The following is a 17315-nucleotide window of genomic DNA, read 5'->3' as shown; positions in this document are numbered from 1 at the left end:
GGGACCGGCCTCCCGGTGGTCCGTCCCGGGGCCGGCCTGCCGGCGGTCCGCGCTCACCGGTGGATCAGGGCGGCGATGTCGCCGAACAGGCGGTCGTGGGCGGCGGCGGCCTCGGCCGAGGTCAGGTCCATGTTCTGGATGAAGCCGTGCTCCAGGCCCGGCTCCTGCCGGTGCCGCACGAGCGCGCCGGCCTCCGCCAGCCGGCGGGCGTAGGCGTCGCCCTCGTCGCGCAGCGCGTCGTGCTCGGCGGTCACGACGATCGCGTCCGGCATGCCGGACAGGTCGGCGGTCAGCAGCGGGCTGGCGTGCGCGCGGTCGGCCGGATCGGGCGTCCACAGCGCGACGGCCCACTGGAGGAAGTCCGCGTCCAGCGAGTGTCCTGAGCCCTTCTCGGCGACGCTCGGCTGCGAGAGCGTCAGGTCGGTGTTGGGGCAGATGAGGATCTGCAGGGCGGGCAGCGGCTCGCCCGCGTCGCGCAGCCGCAGGCACGCCATGGTCGCCAGGTAGCCTCCGGCGCTGTCCCCGGCCACCGCCGCGGGCCGCGCCCAGCGCAGCACCGCCGCCACGTCCTCGACGGCCGCCGGGTACGGGTGCTCGGGAGCGCGCCGGTAGTCGACCGCCATGACCTCGACGTCGCAGGCGGCGGCGATGCGCCGGCAGGTGCGGTCGTGGGTGTCGAGGTCGCCGATGACGAAGGCCCCGCCGTGGGCGAACACCACCAACGGGCGGCCCTGCTCCGACGGCCGGTAGTGGCGCAGCGGCAGCCCGCCCGGACCGCTCAGGTCCTCCACGCGGGCCAGCTCGGGCCCTCGGGGGCGGGCGGCGGCGCGCAGGCGCGTGCCTTCGCGCAGCGCCGACACGTCGGGAACGGTCATGGGGGAGCCTCTCGTCTGGCCGGTGCGGGACCAAGGCTAGCGGCACGAGACTTGGCGTAGGGCGGCCGCGTGCCGGGCGGGGCTCAGGCGGTCCGGGGCTTGCTCAGGGCCGCATGTCGGGCGGGGCTCAGGCGGTCCGGGGCTTGCTCAGGGCCGCATGTCGGGCGGGGCTCAGGCGGTCCGGGGCTTGCTCAGGGCCGCGCGCTGGGCCGGGCTGAGGCGGTCCGGCCGCGCCATGATGGTGTACGCGCCGGACCCGGTGCGCTCCAGCGCGAGCGGGTCGGCGATGATCGGGCGGCGCCCGACCGCGTCCACGGCGGCGGCGAGCCGCCCGCGCGGCCAGTCCAGCGCCGCGGCCAGCTCGTCCCCGGTGAGCGGCCGGCCGGCGTGCACCAGCGCGGCGAGCACCGTCAGCACGTCGAGCACGAGGGCCTCGGTGAGATCGCCGCCGTCCATCTGCTCGCTGATCTGGGCGAAGAACCGGCCCATCCGCTCCAGCCGGATCGCGGCCGGCGTGCCGGCGCCGAAGACGCCGGCGCCGCGCCGGGCGGCCTTGGCCACCTCGGCGTGCGCGCCGGTGTCGGCCCGCCAGGCCCGGCGCCAGACGTCGTCGCCGACGACGTACCGCTCGCGCCGCCCCCGGGAGTCGGGCTCGCGCCGGAGCAGCTCGATCGCCTCCAGGGCGGCGATGGCCTTGGACACCGACGCCGGGCTGACCTGGAGCCGGCGTACCAGCTCGGCGGCCGTCAGGCTCCCCGCGTCGGAGGTGATCAGGCAGGCGAACACCCGGGAGGCCATCCGGGTCAGGCCGGTGCCCGCCAGCAGGGTCGCCAGCTCGTCCACGTAGCCGCGCACCTCCTCGGACGGCCGGCCGTCGATCGGCGGCTCCGCGTCCGGCCCGCCGACCGGTCCGCGCCGGCGGGCGCGCCGTCCGGCGGCCTGCTGGGCGCGGTCGGCGAGGTAGCCGCCGTGCAGGCCGTTGCGGGCCACCTCCCGGCTGATCGTGGAGGTCGGCCTGCCGAGGCGCCGGGCGATCTCGGCGTATCCGAGCCCTTCGGCGAGCCAGGCCGCGATCATCCGGCGGTCCTCGTGGGTGAGTCGGGCTCCGGGCATCGGCCGGCCTCCTGCGGGGTGGACGGGGTCGCGTTCATCCACACTCTATTGCAACGGACGGCGTGCGCCGGTTGCATTACCCGACAAGGCGATTGCAACGATTATATGTATCTACCTGCGAAAACGTCGCTCAACCTTCTCCGATACGTTGACGATTGAGGAAACGCAATGTAGCTTTTCGTCACCCGGAAACGCCGGGGAAAGCGTCAGAGGAGGAAGCGACGATGCACGTGATGGCGATCTCCACGATCTCCGACGGTGACGGGTTCTGGGCCGCGCTCAAGGAGGCGTACGGCCGGCTGCCCAAGGGCGCCCGGTGGGTCCTGGCCGTGGCCAGCGGCGACGGCACGAAGGCGGTGAACGTCGTCGTCCACGACTCGATCGACGGCGTCCGGGACCTCTTCGAGGGGCCCACCGGCCCCTTCGCCGTGACGGAGTACTTCGAGGCCGACGCCGCCAACGCGGTCGGCCTCCCCAAGAAGTAGCCGGGTGACGGCCCCGATGGCAGAGACATGGGACGTGGAACGGGTCCGGGGACGGGTCACCGAGCTCCTGGCCGAGTACCGGATCCCGAGCGCGGCGATCGGCGTGCTCCATGACGGGCGGGTCACCGGCCTCGCCGCCGGCGTCACGAACGTGCTGACGGGCGAGCCGGCGACGACCGGCACCGTCTACCAGCTCGGCTCCCTGACCAAGACCTGGACCGCCCTCGCGTTCATGCAACTCGTCGACGAGGGCAGGGCCGGGCTGGACGAGCCGGTGCGCTCCTACCTGCCCGAGTTCGCGGTCGCCGACCCCGTGACCACCGCCGAGGTCACGCCGCGCCACCTGCTCAACCACACCAACGGCATCGAGGAGGACTACGGCGACCCCGGCGAGGGCGACGACGTCTACGCCCGCATGGTGGCGAACATCGCCGGAGCGCCCCAGGTCCACCCCCTCGGCCGCACCCACGGCTACAGCGCGGCCCTCGGCTACGCGATCCTCGCCCGCGTCATGGAGGTGGTCGACGGCAAGGGGTGGGACGCCGTCATGCGCGACCGCCTCTTCGGCCCCCTCGGGCTGACGGCCACCAGCAGCCGGCACGAGGACGTGGACCCGGAGCGGGCCGCGACGGGACACATCGTGCGCTCGCTCGACGAGGGGCCGATCGTCTCGCCGCTGAGCCATCTGCCCCGCGCCTTCGGGCCCGGCGGCAACCTCACCTCCACCGTCGCCGAGGTGCTCGCGCTGGCGCACGTCCTGCTGCACGAGGGCAGGGCGGCCGACGGCACGCGGATCGTCTCGGCCGAGGGGGTGCGGGAGATGATGACCTCCCGCGTCGCCGTGCCCGACCCGTACATGTTCGGGCCGGAGTGGGGCCTCGGGCTCGTCGTGTGCGACTGGCACGGCGAGACCGTGTACGCCCACGACGGCAGCACCATCGGCCAGAACGCCCGCCTGCGGATCCTGCCCGACTCCGGCATCGCCCTCACGATGCTGACGAACGGCGGACCCCGCGAGAGCTTCTACAAGAAGGTGTTCGACGAGATCCTGTCGGACCTCGGCGCGGTCACCATCCCGGACCTGCCCGAGCCCGATCCGTCGCTGCGGCTCGACCCGTCCAGGTACGAGGGCGTCTACGAGCGGCCCGGCTCCCGCCACGAGGTCCACGCCGAAGGCGGGCGGCTCCGGCTCACCCTCGTCACGGACCCGATGACCGCCCGGTTCACCGGCAGGCCGGAGCGGGTCACCCACGACCTGCTCCCGGTGAGCGAGACGCACTTCCTGATGCCCTCGGACGATCCGCTCGAGGACACGCAGACGGTCGCGATCTACGACTTCGAGGACGGGGCCGCGCGGTACCTCCACACCAACTGCCGGGTGACCCCGCGCACCGGCGCCCTGGCCGGCCCATCCCGCTGACCGCCCGCCGGGGGGGCGCCGCTTTACGGGTTTCCGCCATCGAGGACGGCGGTTCGCCACCATGGTCGCCGCCCGGACGGCCGCCTAGCCTCAGCCGGTGTGATCAGTCTCAGGGGATTGTGCAAGCGCTACGGGGACCGCACGGCCGTGGAGGACCTGTCGCTGGAGGTCAGGCCCGGCGCCGTGACGGGCTTCCTCGGACCCAACGGCGCGGGCAAGTCGACGACGATGCGCCTCGTCCTGGGCCTCGACCGACCCACGGCGGGCACCGCGCTGATCGGCGGCGTCCCGTACCACCGGCTCAGGAACCCGCTGCGGACGGTCGGCGCGATGCTGGACGCGCGGGCGCTGCACCCCGGCAGGAGCGGGTACGCGCACCTGACGGCGCTGGCGCGCAGCAACGGCATCGCGCGCGGCCGGGTGGCGGAGGTCCTGGAACGGGTCGGCATGGCGGAGGGAGCGCGTCGGCGGGCGGGGGCGCTGTCGCTGGGCATGAGCCAGCGGCTCGGCATCGCTGCCGCGCTGCTCGGCGACCCCGAGGTGCTGATGTTCGACGAGCCCGTCAACGGCCTCGACCCCGAAGGCGTGCGCTGGGTGCGTCACCTGATGCGCTCGCTGGCCGGCGAGGGGCGCACGGTGTTCGTCTCCAGCCACCTGATGAGCGAGATGCAGCTCACCGCCGACCATCTCGTCGTGATCGGCAGGGGGCGGCTCATCATGGACGCGCCGCTGGCCGAGGTGATAGCCGGCAGCGCCCTGACGGCCGTGGCCGTCCGCACGCCGCACGCGGACGAGCTGTCCGCGCGGCTGGTCGCGGCAGGCGTCACGGTGGAGCGCCTGGGCGAGAACGAGCTGGTCGCGACCGGCGTCACGATCGAGCGCGTCGGCGACCTCGCGTACGAGGCGGGCATCCGGCTGCACGAGCTGCGCACCCGCGAGGCGTCGCTGGAGCAGGCCTACCAGGAGCTGACGGCCGGCAGCGTGGAGTACGCGACCGGGGAGGCGAAGGCGTGAACGTGGAGCGACACACGACAAGGGGAGGCCACGGCGAGCGGGCGGCGGCGGACCGCCCGACACGGCTCGCGCTGCTGGGCCGGGCGGACCGCCCGACGGGGCTCGCGCTGCTGGGCCGGGCGGACCGCCCGACGCGGCTCGTGCTGCTGGGCCGGGCGGTCGGCGCCGAGTGGGTGAAGCTGTGGTCGGTCCGCTCCACCTGGTGGTGCCTGGCCGGCGCGGCGGCCCTGCTGGTGCTCGGCGCGGTGACGGTCGGCGCCGGCGAGGCCACCGACCTGGCCCGCGCGGGCGCCGGGGGTGCGCGCGTCACCGCCAGCGGGCCCGTGGTGTCGGCCGCGGCGCTCGTCCCGTTCGCGCTGGCCGCGATGGCGACACTGGTGATCACCTCGGAGTACGCCTCGCGCGGCATCTGGGCCACGCTCCAGGCCGTGCCCGTCCGCGGCCGGGTGCTCGCCGCGAAGGCGCTGGTGGTGGCGCCGGTCGTGGCCGTGGCGGGGGTGCTGTCCGGTGCGGCGGCGACCGGGGCCGTCTCCGCGGTGCTGTCCGCCGACGTGTTCGGCGCCCGCGTGGCGCTGCCCCCGGCCCGGACGGCGCTCGACCTCCTGCGCATGGGCCTGTTCTTCGCCCTGGTGTCGGTGATGACCGTCGGCGTGGGCGCCGCCGTGCGCAGCGCCGCCGGAACGCTGAGCGTGGTGTTCATGCTGCTCATGGGCGCGCCGATGATCCTGCTGATGACGGGCGGCTCCGCGGCGGTGGAGGCGTCGTTGCGCATGCCGCTGTTCGCCGGGCTCGCCTTCATGGAGAGCGCCGACACCATCACCGGCGGCCCGATGCCGTACCCGGCGGGGGAGGGGCTGGCCTGGCTGGTGGGCTGGACGGCGGCGGCGCTGGCCGTGGGCCACGCGGTGCTGCGCCGGCGCGACGCCTAGACTGCGGCCGTGTCAGGTACCGCAGTGTCAGGTCATCGGGTCGCGCGGACGTTGGCCGGGGTGCTCGCGGGCGCCGCCCTCGGGCTCGTGGAGCTGGCCTTCCTCTGCGTGGCCGTCCCGGCCCGGCTGCTCCCGCCCGCGCGGCCCGTCGCCGCCCGCGGCCTGGCCCGGCTGCTGTCGCTGGAGCGGGCCCGCCTCGCCCGCTGGCTCGGCCACGACACCGACCCGGCGGGCGGCGGTTACGGCTTCCTCGCCGCCCGCGCCGCCCTGGGCGCCGTGCTGGGGTACGCGTTCGCGGCCGGGCTGTTCCTGTCCGGCCTGCTCCTGGCCGGCGGGCTGTGGGCCCTGGCCACCGGGCAGGGCGAGGCCGTGGCCGTCAACCTGCCCGGTGTGCGGATGGTCACCGACAGCGGCGTCGTCGGGCTGGTCACCGCGGCGCTCCTGCTGGCGCTGACCGTGCCCGCGGCGCTCGCCGCCGGCGCCGCCGAGCGCCGCCTGGCCGGCCACTTCCTCGGGCCGGGCCGGCAGGAGCTGATGCGCAGGCGCATCGCCGAGCTGACCGCGACCCGCTCCGGCATCGTCCACGCCGTGGACGACGAACGACGCAGGATCGAACGCGACCTGCACGACGGCGTCCAGCAGCGGGGCGTGGCGCTGGCCATGCTGCTCGGCCGGGCCCGGCACGCCGCCGACCCCGCCCGGACCGGCGAACTGGTCGCCCAGGCCCACACCGAGTCGCGCCGGCTCCTGGACGAGCTGCGCAGCGTGGCCTGGCGGATCTACCCGACCGCCCTGGACGAGCTGGGCCTGCGCGCCGCGCTCACGGGCGTGGCCGAGCGGGCGGGCGTACCGGTGACCGTGCACTACGGGCTGGCCGCCCGGCCGGTGCGCGAGGTCGAGACGGCCCTGTACTTCGTCGCCCGCGAGGCGATCACCAACGCGGTCAAGCACGCGGGCGCGCACGACGTCCTCGTCGTGCTGACCGAGGAGGAGGAGACGGTGAGTGTGGCGATCTCCGACGACGGCGCCGGCGGCGCCGACCCCGCGGGCGGCGGGCTGTCCGGCCTGGCCAGGCGGGTCCTGGCGCTGGACGGGACGTTCACCGTCGACAGCCCGCCGGGCGGGCCGACCACGATCGCGGCGACACTGCCCAGGCAGGCGCCGTGCGGGTGATCCTCGCCGACGACTCGGTGCTGCTGCGCGAGGGCCTGAGCCGGCTGCTGGAGGACGCCGGGCACGAGGTCGTCGCCTCCGTCGGCGACGCCGCGGCGTTGCTCGACGCCGCCGGCGCGCACCGCCCCGACGTGGCCGTGGTCGACGTGCGCATGCCACCGACACACACCGGCGAGGGGCTGCGGGCCGCGCTGGAGATCCGCGAACGCCTCCCGGACGTGGCCGTGCTCGTCCTGTCCCAGTACGTGGAGACCACCTACGCGGCCACCCTCCTCGGGGGCCGTACCGAGGGGCTCGGCTACCTGCTCAAGGACCGGGTCTCGGAGGTGGCCGACTTCCTGGACTCCCTCGGACGGGTGCACGCGGGCGGCACCGTCGTGGACCCGGAGGTGGTCCGCCGGCTCCTGGCGCGCACCGTCCGCGCCGACCCGCTGTCCCGGTTGAGCCCGCGCGAGACGGAAGTGCTGCGGCACCTCGCCCAGGGCTACGTCAACACGGCGATCGCCGCGCGCCTGCACGTGTCGCTCAGCACGGTCGAGAAGCACATCAACGCCATCACCGACAAGCTCGACCTGCCGCGCGACCCCGGCTACAGCCGCCGCGTCCTGGCCATCCTGCGCTACCTCGACGCCTGACCGCCCCGTCCACCTTCGCCCGCCTGGGGGCACGGCGGCGGGTCAGACGGTGAGGACCAGCTTGCCCCGGGTGCGTCCCTCCTCGCCGCGCCGGTGCGCCTCGGCGGCCTGCTCCAGCGGCAGGACGTCCTCCACCTCGACGGCGACCTCGCCCTGGTCGATGAGGCCGGCGATGCGGGCCAGCGCCGGCGCGTCGGGCTCGACCAGGAACGGCGTGGCCCGTACCCCCGCCGCCTCGGCCCGCTCGGCCAGCTCGGGAGACACTCCGGACGGGACCGCCACGAGCAGGCCGCCGCGCCGCAGCACCCTCAGCGAACGGGTGCTGGTGTCGTCGTGCCCGTCGCCCACCAGGTCGACGACCACGTCCACGTCGGCCACGGCGTCCTCGAAGCGGGTCGTGGTGTAGTCGATCGTCTCGTCGGCGCCGAGCTTGCGCAGCCACTCGTGCTTGGCCGCGCGGGCCGTCGTGACGACGTGCGCGCCCAGGTGGCGGGCGAACTGCACGGCCAGGTGGCCGACGCCGCCCGCGCCGGCGTGGATCAGCACCCGCTGCCCGGCCCGGACGCCCGCCGTGTCGGTCAGGGCCTGCCAGGCGGTCAGGGCGGCCAGCGGCACGGCGGCCGCGTGCTCGTGGTCCAGCGTGGCCGGCTTGCGGGCGAACTGGCGGGAGGGCGCGGTGACGTACTCGGCGTAGGCGCCGGCCGCGCGGGGGAACCACGGCATCCCGTACACCTCGTCGCCCGGCTTCCAGGTGGTCACGCCGAAGCCGACCTCCTCGACCACGCCGGAGACGTCCCAGCCGAGGATGAACGGCGGCTGGCCGAGCACCCCGGCCATGCCGCCCCCGGAGCGGGTCTTCCAGTCCACCGGGTTGACGCCGGCGGCGCGCACCCGTACCAGGACCTCGGTGGGCAGGGGCTCGGGACGGGGCACGTGGACCGGCTCCAGCACCTCGGGGCCGCCGAACGCGGGCTGGCTGACGGCACGCATGGTGGGCGTGGACATGCTGTTTCTCCTCACTTGATGAGCACGTGATGGGCTCGATGCGACGATCCCGGACGCTATCCGCAAGGTGGTAGTAACCCGCAAGGAGTCTTACTATCTGTTGGGTAGTACGAGAGGAGTCCCAGCCATGACCATGAGGTGCGCCACCGGCGAGCACGACCGCCACGACGTCTACTCGGCGCTCTGCCCCTGCCGCGACGTGCTCGACCTGCTGGCCAACAAGTGGTCGACGCTGGCCATCGGCGCCCTGGAGGACGGGCCGAGACGCTTCGGCGAGCTGCAACGGCAGCTCCAGGGCGTCAGCCCCAAGGTGCTCACCCAGACGTTGCGGCGGCTGGAGGACGCGGGCTTCGTGGACCGCACCGTGTACCCGGCCGTGCCGCTGCACGTGGAGTACGCGCTGACCGAGCTGGGCCGCAGCGTGACCGTGCCGCTGGGCATGCTGCGCTCCTGGGTGGAGCGGCACCTGCACGAGATCCCCGCCCGGTCGTAGCGGCCGCGCGCTCAGGCGGCGGGCCGGCAGACCGTGCCCGGCACGGGCAGCCGCAGGCTGAGGAGGTAGCGGTTGACGTGGGCGATGACGCACGGGACGCCGCTGGTGTACAGGGCGTGGCCGTCGCCCTCGTACCGGAGCGCGAACGACCCCGGCACCCGCCGCACGACGTCCTCGGACAGGCCGAAGTCCGTCCAGGAGCCGACGCCCAGGAACGACGGCAGCCCCGTGGCGGGCGGCGGCGCGGGCGGGCAGCAGCCGCTCTCGCGCGCCGGGCCCTCCGGTACTGCGCGTTGTCATAGCCGAAGACCTCGCCCTCCTCCGCGACGACCTGACCCGCCTGCTCACGGCCCACGGCTTCGAGGTCGCCGAGGCCGTGGACAACGGCCCGATGCTGCTGGACGCCCTCACCCGCCACCGCCCGGACGTCGCCGTGATCGACGTGCGGCAGGCCGCGCCGCACCTGCCACGAAAGCTCCATGTCCGCCCCGGCTGAGGGGGCGGCCGTCCCCGCGAGGAGACTGAGGACCGGAGAAGATCACGACCGCGGGGAGGTTGCCGATGACGAGGATCAGCACCGGCAGGGTGAGCGGCATCGAGACGGGCGGCGTCACCGCCTACAAGGGCATCCCGTTCGCCCGGGCGCCGTTCGGGCCGCTCAGGTTCGCGGCGCCGGAGCCGGCCGAGCCCTGGGACGGCGTGCTGGAGGCCACCCGGTTCGGGCCGCGGCCGCCGCAGCCGCCGATGTTCATGGGCATGCCCGCGTGGGACCCGGCGGCGGGACTCGACTGCCTGACGGTCAACGTCTGGACGCCCGACCCGGGCGGCTCGGGGCTGCCGGTGATGGTGTGGATCCACGGCGGCGCGTTCCGCTCCGGCTACGCCGACCTGCCCGCCTACGACGGGGCGAACCTGGCCGGCCGGGGCGTGGTGGTGGTCACCTTCAACCACCGGATCGGCTTCGAGGGCTACGGCCACGTGGAGGGCGCGCCGGACAACCGGGCGCTGCTCGACCAGGTGGCGGCGCTGCGCTGGGTGCGGGAGAACGTCGCGGCCTTCGGCGGCGACCCCGGCAAGGTGACGGTGTTCGGCCAGTCGGCAGGTGCCGCGGCCATCGCGTGCCTGCTGGCGATGCCGGCGGCCGAGGGCCTGTTCGGGCGGGCCGTCGCGCAGAGCGTGTCGTCCATGTTCGTCACCCCCGCCCACGCCGCCCGCGTCACCGCCGAGGTCGAACGGCGGCTCGGCCGCTCCCCGCGCGACAGCGCGCCCGAGGTGCTGGTGGCGGCGGGGGAGGACGTCGCCACGCAGGTGATCGCCGGCGATCCGGGCCGCTGGGGTCCGATGGGGTACGCGGGGCTGGCGTTCGCGCCGGTGGTGGACGGCGAGGTGCTGCCCGACACGCCGTGGAACGCGCTGACGGCCGGCGCGGCCCGCGACGTCGAGCTGGTCGTGGGCTTCACCAGGGACGAGTTCCGCCTGTTCGCCTCGATGCTCGGCGGGCGGCCGGTGGACCTGGCCGGCGCCCTGGCGACGCTCGCCCCCGGCGGAGCGGAGGAGGTCTACCGGCGGATGCGGCCGGAGGCGTCCGACGCCGAGCTGTACGAGGTGCTGATGTCGGACTGGATGTTCCGGATGCCGAGCGCGCTGCTGGCCGACGCGCACACCGGCACCACCTACGCCTACGAGCTGACCTGGTCGCCCACGGACACCTTCCGGGCCTGCCACGGGCTGGAGGTGCCGCTCGTCTTCGGCAACGTCGGCGACGAGATGGCCGTCGGACTGACCGGCGGCTCGCCGGACCTGCCCAAGGTGTCGGAGCAGTTCGTCGCCGCCTGGACCGGCTTCGCCGCGACGGGCGACCCCGGCTGGCCGCGCCACGACCCGGCCACCGCCGTCACCCGCCTGTTCGACGCCGTGCCGTCCGACGCCGAGGACCCGGAGGCGGCCTCCCGCGCGCTCTGGTCGAGGACGGGCTTCCCGGTCATCGGCTGACGGCCCCGCCCGGGACGCGGATCTCTCACAAGCCGACCGGCTCGGACACGCGTTCCTGGCGCGCGGGATCGGATCGCAGCCCCGGCGCCAGGCACAGCGTGACGAGCACCGAGGCCGCCGCCATCACCGACATGGCCACGGCCGGGGACGCCTGCTGGGCCAGGGCGCCGGCCAGCGCCGCACCCACGCCCTGCATGGTCATCGTCCCCGCCGAGCTCAGCCCCAGCGCCTGCCCCCGCGCGTCGGGCGGGGTGAGGGCGACCAGCCGTTCCTGCAGCATGAGGCCCGCCGCGTACCCCACCGAGGCCACGGTCACGGCCACCGCCGCCACCACCGGTGCCGGGCGCAGGAAGAAGACCAGGTACGGGACGGCGAGCAGCAGCCGCAGCGGGGCCGAGAGCCGCTCCCGCCACCGCGCCGCGACGAACCGGCCCACCAGGACGTCCCCGGCCAGCATGCCGGCCGCGGCCAGGGCGAACAGCAGCGCCGCGTGGCCCGGCGCGTACGGCACGAACAGCGCCTCGCAGCCGACGATCAGCCCGTTCGGCACCCACAGGGCCAGGAGGACGTACCGGCGCGGCGCCGAGGACCACAGCCGGACGTTGACGCGCCAGGTGGCGGAGACGGACGGCCGCCCGGCGGCCCGGGGCGGGCGGCGGCGCAGGCCGAGGCCGGCGATCAGCGCTGCGGCGAGGTCGAGCGCCGCCGCGGCCAGCAGCGTGCCGCGCGGCGTCAGGGCGTTCAGCAGCAGGCCGCCGAGAGCGAACCCGCAGATCTGCGTGACGCCCACCGACACGTTGAGCACGGAGCGGCCGAGCACGTATGCCCGCTCGGGAAGCAGCTCGGTCAGCAGCCCCTGACGCACCCCGCCGCCCAGCGAGGCGACCAGCCCGAGACCCAGGAGCACCGCGAACAGCGCCCATATCGGCAGGCCGGGGATCGCGAGGACGGCCGTGCCGGCTCCGAGGGCCGCGGCCAGGACGGCCAGCGCGGCGCGCGGCGGCAGCCGGTCGGCCGCGGACATCAGCACCGTCGCGCCGACCACCTGGGCGAACGACGAGCCGAACATGCTCAGGGCCGACAGGAGCGGTGAGCCGGTCGCGGCGTAGACGAGCGTGCCGAGGGCCAGCCCGCTCACCGTCGTGCCCATCGTCTGCGCGGCGGAGGAGGCGAACAGCGGCGCGAACTGCGGGACGCGGAAAAGATCCCCATACGTACGCATGCGTGAATCTCATCGGCCCCGGGGATCTGCTTGCTAAGGTTTCGCGGGGAGGCGAAACCATGGGCTGGTGGCAGGTCGACGCCGACACCCTCGCCGGAAGCCGGTTCGTGATCTCCCCGCTCACCGAGACGATCGCGGGCTTCCTCGTCCTGGCGAAGGCCACGGCCGGGCACCCGGGCGAGCGCGCCTGGCTCGACGCCCACCTGCCCGCCTACCGGAGCCGCCTGTCCGCCGACCCGGTCACCGCGCTGTTCGTCCAGGCCGCGCTCGGGCACCACTGGATCGCCGACGTCCTCACCCCCACTCCCACCGGCGAGGGGGATCCGGCCTTCGACGACGAGCTCGAACGCGTCCGCGCGACCCCCGCCGAGGCCGTCCGCGCGGACCTCGCGGTCGCGCTGCGCGGGCCGCTCCCGGCCGCGCTGGAGCACCGCGACGACCTGGCCGGACGCGCCGCCGATCTCCTGGACTGGGTGTGGCGGGAGACCGTGCTGCCCACCTGGCCGCGCCGCCGCAGGGTCATCGAGGCCGACATCGCCGCCCGGTCGGAACGGCTCAGCCAGGGCGGCTGGGTCGCGACGCTGGGCGGCATGCGGCCCGACATGCGCTGGCTGGGGGAGGGCCGGCTGCAGATCAACGCCCATGACCACCCGCCGCGGGACCTGGCCGGCGCCCGGCTGCTGTTCGTGCCGGTGACGCCGAGCACCGGCTGGGTGAGCCGGCAGCCGCTGCCGCACCGGTGCGCGGTGGTGTACCCGTGCTGGGGGCCGCTGGCCGCCGGCGACCCTCCGCCGCCGCCAGACGCGCTGGGCAGGCTGCTGGGCCGCGCCCGCGCCGGGGTCCTCGTCCTCCTGGACGACCCCAAGAGCACGACCCAGCTCGTGGCGCTGACCGGCCAGGGGCTGGGGTCGGTGGGCCGGCATCTCAAGGTCCTGCTGGACGCCCGCCTGGTCCGGCGGCGCCGCACCGGCCGGTCCGTCCTGTACTCCCGGACGAGGCTGGGCGACGCCCTGGTCGAGGGCGAGGTCGAGGGCGAGGTCGAGGGCGAGGACGAGGTCGAGGGCGAGGGCGAGGGCGGCGGCTGAGGGCCGCTACAGGACGGTCAGCCTGCCGTACGCGGACAAGCTCGTGGCCAGGTCGCCCGGCGCGCCCCGCAGGGTGGCGTCCAGGAAGGCGGCCGTGACGGCGGCGGTGCGGCGCGGCCCGGCGTCGCGGCCCCCCGAGCCCACCAGCGAGGGGAGGGGCGGCAGGAAGAGCGGCGCGTCGGTGAAGGTCAGGTGCGCCGAGCCGGGGACGGTCAGCCGGTAGCCCGCCGCCGTGCTGAGCCCCAGCACCCGGGTGAGGCGGTCGAGGTAGTCGCGCTCCTGGCCGGGCTCGATGTCGTGGACGAGCGCGAGCGCGGGCTGGGGGAACGGCCCCGGGGCGGGGTCCCGCGGATAGCCGTCGATGTCGATGACGGCGGCGAACCGGTGATCCTCACGGGCGGCCAGCAGGGCGGCGGCACCCCCGAGGGAGTGACCGGTCACCGCGACCCGCCCGGTGTCGAGCCGCCCGGCCAGGCCGCTCGGGGGCGCGGCTTGATGGTGGCGGGTGGCGAGGGTGCTCGGCAGCGCGGCGTGGTGGAGGTGGGCGGCGAGGGTGTTCGGGGGCGCGGTGTGGAGGAGGTGAGCCGCGAGGGCGCTCGGGGGCGGGGCTTGGTGGTGGCGGGTGGCCAGAGTGCGGGGCGACGCGGCATGGTCGAGGCGGGGCGCGGGCGGGGCCGGTGGCCGGGCGCCATCAGCGCGTCCGGCGAGCGGGTCCGGGAGCTCACCGCAGTCGATGCGGCCGAGCTGGGTGAGGACGAAGCGGAGGTCCGCGGCGCGCACCGCGGTCCACGCGGCCGCCCTCCGGTCGTCCTCCGCCGGGTCGCCGGTGGCCGCGAGCCGCGTCCGGATCACCCGGCCGTCGGCGAGCGTCACGACGGCCGAGTCGTACGGATGGTCGAGGGCCGCCACCACGTACCCGCGCCCGGCCAGTTCCTCGGCCCAGGCGGTGTTCTGGGTGCGCACCCCGCCGAGCCCCGGCGAGAACAGCACCACCGGGAACCGCCCGCCCGCCACCGGCGCGCCGGGCACCGACCAGGTGGTCGCCAGCGATGCCTGGTCCAGCACGAACCCCGGCATGCCGAGGTAGGCGGCCGTGCCCCGGGCGACGGTCCGCGCCTCCCGCTCGGTGCGTCCGAGATAGCGCGCCCGCGCGTCCGCCGAGGTGACGCCGGTCGCGGGGTACCAGAGCTGGACGACGACCACGCGCCGGTCGTCGCGGCGGGACGTGGCCGGCTCCGGCCGGGCGGTGTCGGTCCACTGCACGACCGTGGTGCCGACCGCGTACGGGCCCGGCGGCTCGGGGAACACAGGCACAGGAAGTGCCCACGCCGTCACCGCCCCGGCCAGGACGACGACCAGTGCCGCCGCCGACCCCAGCCGGGCCGCCCACCGCCTCCACCGCACGGGCCGCTCGGCACGCCGCCCGAACAGCGGCGGAACGGTGACCGCCAGCGCGAGCGCCCCACCCGCGAGCACCGGCACGACGGGCCAGCGGACGCCGGACACGGCCAACGCCACCGCGCACGACGCGAAGACCGCCGCGCACGCCAGCGTCACCGGCCTGCGCGCGCCGGGCGGGAGCAGACGGGCCGGGACCGGCACAAGCGCGGCCACCAGGGTCGCGAACTCCACGGGGGACAGGCCGAGTATCGCTGCGTTCACCCGATCATCGTCGAGGAACGGCCCCTCGCCGGGCATCGGCCCAACGTCCAGCGAAGGGTGCCACCCTGGTATGACGCGTGCCACCCGCTCTGCGACCGCGGTCGCACGCCGACCGCCCCACCGCCGACCGCGGTCGCACGCCGACCGCCCCACCGCCGACCGCGGTCGCACGCCGACCGCCCCACCGCCGACCGCGGTCGCACGCCGACCGCCCCACCGCCGACCGCGGTCGCACGCCGACCGCCCCACCGCCGACCTCCGTTCGGCCGGGCGCCGCACCGACGTCCTGGCGTTCGGCTGGGCGCCGCACCGACGTCCTGGTGTTCGACCGGCGCTGCACCTGGGCCCTCGCGTTCGGCTGGGCGCCGAACCGGCGGATTCCCGTTTGGCTGTTCGCCGCGTCGGCCGCCTCCCGTTCGGCTGATTACCGCACCGAGCTGTTTCCCGTTCGGCCGACCGTCGGACCGGCGGTCTCCCGTTTCGGCTGGGCGCCGCATCGGACGTCCTCGACTTCGGTCGGACGCCGCACCGTCGGTCTCAGGCCGGTGCCGACAGGCTCGATCAGCCGATCGGTGGCGCGAGGTACTCCAGCGCGTAACCGTCGCCGGAGGCGGTCACGCGGGCGATGCCGGGTGAGTCGAGATGGGCGCCGGCCACGAAATGGTGGGGCTGGGTCAGCCGTTCGAGGAGCGCCGCTCGCGCGGCGCGGGCCTGGGGCTGGTCGCCGTCGAACTCCCAGGACACGTTCGGCTGCTCGAATTGGAGCGTGGGAACGTGAACGGTGTCGCCCCAGACGAGAAGGCGGCCGGCGGCGCTCCTGACCTCGTACACGGTGTGACCGGGTGTGTGGCCCGGTGTCGGGATCGCGGTGACCCAGTCGTTGATCGCGATCTTCTCCGACACGGGTACGACCCGGTCGCGGAGAGGCTCAAGCCGCCCGGTGAACACCGAGGCGTCGCCCGCGCCGATCCACACCCGCTCGAGTCCGGTGAACGCCTCTGACCCGTCCGGCATGATCAGGCCGCTCACGTGGTCTTCGTGGTCGTGGGTGATGGCCACATCGGTGACAAGCGCGCGGTCGATTCCCGCTTCGTCGAGCGCGTCGTAGATCAATCCCATGGTGGGGTCGTGCCAGTTGTCGGACGCGCCGGTGTCGACGAGGACCGACCGCGTGCCGTCGGTGACGAAGAAGGCGTTGACCGACAGCCGCAGATTGCCGCCCGCCAGCGGGACGGCGGGCGGCAGCTCATCGAGCGTGCGCCCCTCCTCGTCGCGGAGCCGTGTCGGCGGCATGTCGATGTACCCGTCCCGCAGCGAGATCACCTGCAGATCGCCGAATGCGAACCTGGCATGGTGCCGGCCACGTGAGATCAACCGCATGGATTCTCCAATAGAAGAAACTGTCTTCTTTAGTAGAAACCCTACACTATGGGCGAACGAGACCCTCATCGATCAAGGAGCACGGTGGTCAAGCAAGACGGGAACGCGGCCGGACCGCAGCACGGTGACGACCTGGCCGGCGCGTTCGGCGGCAACGTGCGGCGACGCCGCGAGGAGGCGGGCCTGACGCTGGAGCAGCTGTCCACACAGTCGTCGGTCAGCCGGGCGATGCTGTCCAAGGTCGAACGCGGTGAGAAGAGCCCGACGATCGGCGTCGCGTCCAGGATCGCCCACGCGCTCGACACGTCGCTCTCGGACCTGATCGGCGCTCCGGCCGGTGCCGCGTCCGGTGTGGCCGTCGTCATGCGCAAGAACGATCGCCCCGTGTTCCGTGACCCGGAAACCGGCTTCGAACGGCACATGGTGTCAGCGGCCCCGGGCGCGGGAGGAGCCGAGATGATCGTTCACCACCTCCCCGCGCAGGTCTCCACCGGGCTGCTGCCCGCCTATCCGCCGGGTACGGAGAAACAACTCGTGGTGCTCGAAGGCACCCTCACGGTCGCGATCGGCGGGATCAACGAGACCCTGAACACGGGCGACTCCCTGTTCTTCCAGGCCGACGCGGACCACGGCTTCGCCAACCGGACGAACGCTCCCTGCGAATACATCATGGTCATCTCGCGCAGAACCTGATCGGCGCCCGGTTCGCGGCCGGTCGCCGTGACCGTGGCGCGTCGACGGCCGGCGCACGCGAAGCCGAGGCGCGTCACGAAGCGGCCGCCCGTCACAACACCCCTTGCACGCGGTGAGCGGCGGTTGTTGGATCAGGGGC

17 protein-coding genes and 1 pseudogene are annotated in these 17315 nt (G+C 74.8%); 11 read left to right on the top strand and 7 right to left on the bottom strand.

What is annotated here, in order from left to right; genetic code table 11:
• Nucleotides 1-53: 53 nt before the first annotated feature.
• Together HD595_RS41235 and HD595_RS41230 are read right to left on the bottom strand one after the other, a co-directional pair.
• Nucleotides 54-875 carry an alpha/beta hydrolase gene (locus HD595_RS41235; protein ID WP_253779174.1) on the bottom strand — a complete coding sequence of 274 codons (822 nt, stop codon included), beginning with the start codon at nt 873-875 and terminating at the stop codon, nt 54-56.
• 171 nt (nt 876-1046) lie between these two features.
• Nucleotides 1047-1988 (bottom strand): GbsR/MarR family transcriptional regulator, encoded by a 942-nt coding sequence (locus HD595_RS41230; RefSeq protein WP_253779171.1) that lies wholly within the window; start codon nt 1986-1988, stop codon nt 1047-1049.
• Between the two features lie 224 nt (nt 1989-2212).
• Between HD595_RS41230 and HD595_RS41225 the strand changes: the two genes are divergently transcribed.
• The 6 genes from HD595_RS41225 (at nt 2213) to HD595_RS41200 (ending at nt 7644) form a co-directional block, all read left to right on the top strand.
• The gene (locus tag HD595_RS41225) at nt 2213-2473 is read left to right on the top strand and encodes a hypothetical protein (RefSeq protein ID WP_253779168.1); all 261 of its coding nucleotides are present in this window, start codon (nt 2213-2215) and stop codon (nt 2471-2473) included.
• Between the two features lie 16 nt (nt 2474-2489).
• Nucleotides 2490-3893 carry a serine hydrolase domain-containing protein gene (locus HD595_RS41220; protein ID WP_253779165.1) on the top strand — a complete coding sequence of 468 codons (1404 nt, stop codon included), beginning with the start codon at nt 2490-2492 and terminating at the stop codon, nt 3891-3893.
• Nucleotides 3894-3992: 99 nt separating this feature from the next.
• Entirely contained in the window at nt 3993-4907 is a 915-nt protein-coding gene (locus HD595_RS41215; RefSeq protein ID WP_253779163.1) for an ABC transporter ATP-binding protein, read from the top strand.
• The gene (locus HD595_RS41210; protein ID WP_253779160.1) at nt 4904-5836 is read left to right on the top strand and encodes an ABC transporter permease; all 933 of its coding nucleotides are present in this window, start codon (nt 4904-4906) and stop codon (nt 5834-5836) included. Before HD595_RS41215 ends, HD595_RS41210 begins: the two co-directional genes overlap by 4 nt.
• Before the next feature lie 9 nt (nt 5837-5845).
• Complete coding sequence (locus tag HD595_RS41205) at nt 5846-7009, top strand: sensor histidine kinase (protein ID WP_253779157.1); 1164 nt, start codon at nt 5846-5848, stop codon at nt 7007-7009.
• Complete coding sequence (locus HD595_RS41200) at nt 7000-7644, top strand: response regulator transcription factor (RefSeq protein WP_253779154.1); 645 nt, start codon at nt 7000-7002, stop codon at nt 7642-7644. The genes HD595_RS41205 and HD595_RS41200 overlap by 10 nt, the downstream gene beginning before the upstream one ends.
• Before the next feature lie 42 nt (nt 7645-7686).
• On the opposite strand, the gene HD595_RS41195 is transcribed toward HD595_RS41200, so the two are convergent.
• Complete coding sequence (locus HD595_RS41195) at nt 7687-8649, bottom strand: NADP-dependent oxidoreductase (protein ID WP_253779151.1); 963 nt, start codon at nt 8647-8649, stop codon at nt 7687-7689.
• Between the two features lie 127 nt (nt 8650-8776).
• On the opposite strand from HD595_RS41195, the gene HD595_RS41190 reads away from it, so the two are divergent.
• A complete protein-coding gene (locus tag HD595_RS41190) occupies nt 8777-9142 on the top strand; it encodes a winged helix-turn-helix transcriptional regulator (protein WP_253779148.1) in 366 nt (121 codons plus the stop codon).
• A gap of 11 nt (nt 9143-9153) precedes the next feature.
• Here the strand turns inward: HD595_RS41190 and HD595_RS41185 are convergent, their stop codons facing one another.
• Entirely contained in the window at nt 9154-9324 is a 171-nt protein-coding gene (locus tag HD595_RS41185; RefSeq protein WP_301311316.1) for an alpha/beta hydrolase, read from the bottom strand.
• 104 nt (nt 9325-9428) lie between these two features.
• Between HD595_RS41185 and HD595_RS41180 the strand changes: the two are divergent.
• A pseudogene (locus HD595_RS41180) lies at nt 9429-9590 on the top strand (response regulator); the annotation flags it as partial.
• Between the two features lie 113 nt (nt 9591-9703).
• Entirely contained in the window at nt 9704-11134 is a 1431-nt protein-coding gene (locus HD595_RS41175) for a carboxylesterase/lipase family protein (RefSeq protein ID WP_253779142.1), read from the top strand.
• Nucleotides 11135-11159: 25 nt separating this feature from the next.
• On the opposite strand, the gene HD595_RS41170 is transcribed toward HD595_RS41175, so the two are convergent.
• On the bottom strand, nt 11160-12356 hold the full coding sequence (locus tag HD595_RS41170) for an MFS transporter (protein ID WP_253781481.1): 1197 nt from the start codon (nt 12354-12356) through the stop codon (nt 11160-11162).
• 59 nt (nt 12357-12415) lie between these two features.
• On the opposite strand from HD595_RS41170, the gene HD595_RS41165 reads away from it, so the two are divergent.
• Nucleotides 12416-13441: an ArsR family transcriptional regulator gene (locus HD595_RS41165; protein ID WP_253779138.1), complete on the top strand. Its 1026-nt coding sequence runs from the start codon at nt 12416-12418 to the stop codon at nt 13439-13441.
• A gap of 6 nt (nt 13442-13447) precedes the next feature.
• Here HD595_RS41165 and HD595_RS41160 read toward each other — a convergent pair whose 3' ends face one another.
• Together HD595_RS41160 and HD595_RS41155 are read right to left on the bottom strand one after the other, a co-directional pair.
• Entirely contained in the window at nt 13448-15103 is a 1656-nt protein-coding gene (locus HD595_RS41160; protein WP_253779135.1) for an alpha/beta hydrolase, read from the bottom strand.
• A 561-nt stretch (nt 15104-15664) separates the two neighbouring features.
• Entirely contained in the window at nt 15665-16552 is an 888-nt protein-coding gene (locus HD595_RS41155; RefSeq protein ID WP_253779132.1) for an MBL fold metallo-hydrolase, read from the bottom strand.
• A gap of 15 nt (nt 16553-16567) precedes the next feature.
• Between HD595_RS41155 and HD595_RS41150 the strand changes: the two genes are divergently transcribed.
• On the top strand, nt 16568-17176 hold the full coding sequence (locus HD595_RS41150) for a helix-turn-helix domain-containing protein (protein ID WP_253779129.1): 609 nt from the start codon (nt 16568-16570) through the stop codon (nt 17174-17176).
• Nucleotides 17177-17315 lie beyond the last annotated feature (139 nt).

The sequence above is a fragment of the Nonomuraea roseoviolacea subsp. carminata genome (genome assembly GCF_024172185.1).
In the GTDB taxonomy this organism is placed as follows: domain Bacteria; phylum Actinomycetota; class Actinomycetes; order Streptosporangiales; family Streptosporangiaceae; genus Nonomuraea; species Nonomuraea roseoviolacea.
Note: the sequence above shows the minus strand (reverse complement) of the source record. Positions and strands in the feature narration are given on the sequence as shown.

Coding starts and splice junctions, on each gene's coding strand:
- HD595_RS41235 (WP_253779174.1), bottom strand. CDS start 875: ATGACCGTTCCCGACGTGTCGGCGCTGCGCGAAGGCACGCGCCTGCGC.
- HD595_RS41230 (WP_253779171.1), bottom strand. CDS start 1,988: ATGCCCGGAGCCCGACTCACCCACGAGGACCGCCGGATGATCGCGGCC.
- HD595_RS41225 (WP_253779168.1), top strand. CDS start 2,213: ATGCACGTGATGGCGATCTCCACGATCTCCGACGGTGACGGGTTCTGG.
- HD595_RS41220 (WP_253779165.1), top strand. CDS start 2,490: ATGGCAGAGACATGGGACGTGGAACGGGTCCGGGGACGGGTCACCGAG.
- HD595_RS41195 (WP_253779151.1), bottom strand. CDS start 8,649: ATGTCCACGCCCACCATGCGTGCCGTCAGCCAGCCCGCGTTCGGCGGC.
- HD595_RS41190 (WP_253779148.1), top strand. CDS start 8,777: ATGACCATGAGGTGCGCCACCGGCGAGCACGACCGCCACGACGTCTAC.
- HD595_RS41175 (WP_253779142.1), top strand. CDS start 9,704: ATGACGAGGATCAGCACCGGCAGGGTGAGCGGCATCGAGACGGGCGGC.
- HD595_RS41170 (WP_253781481.1), bottom strand. CDS start 12,356: ATGCGTACGTATGGGGATCTTTTCCGCGTCCCGCAGTTCGCGCCGCTG.
- HD595_RS41165 (WP_253779138.1), top strand. CDS start 12,416: ATGGGCTGGTGGCAGGTCGACGCCGACACCCTCGCCGGAAGCCGGTTC.
- HD595_RS41155 (WP_253779132.1), bottom strand. CDS start 16,552: ATGAGGGTCTCGTTCGCCCATAGTGTAGGGTTTCTACTAAAGAAGACA.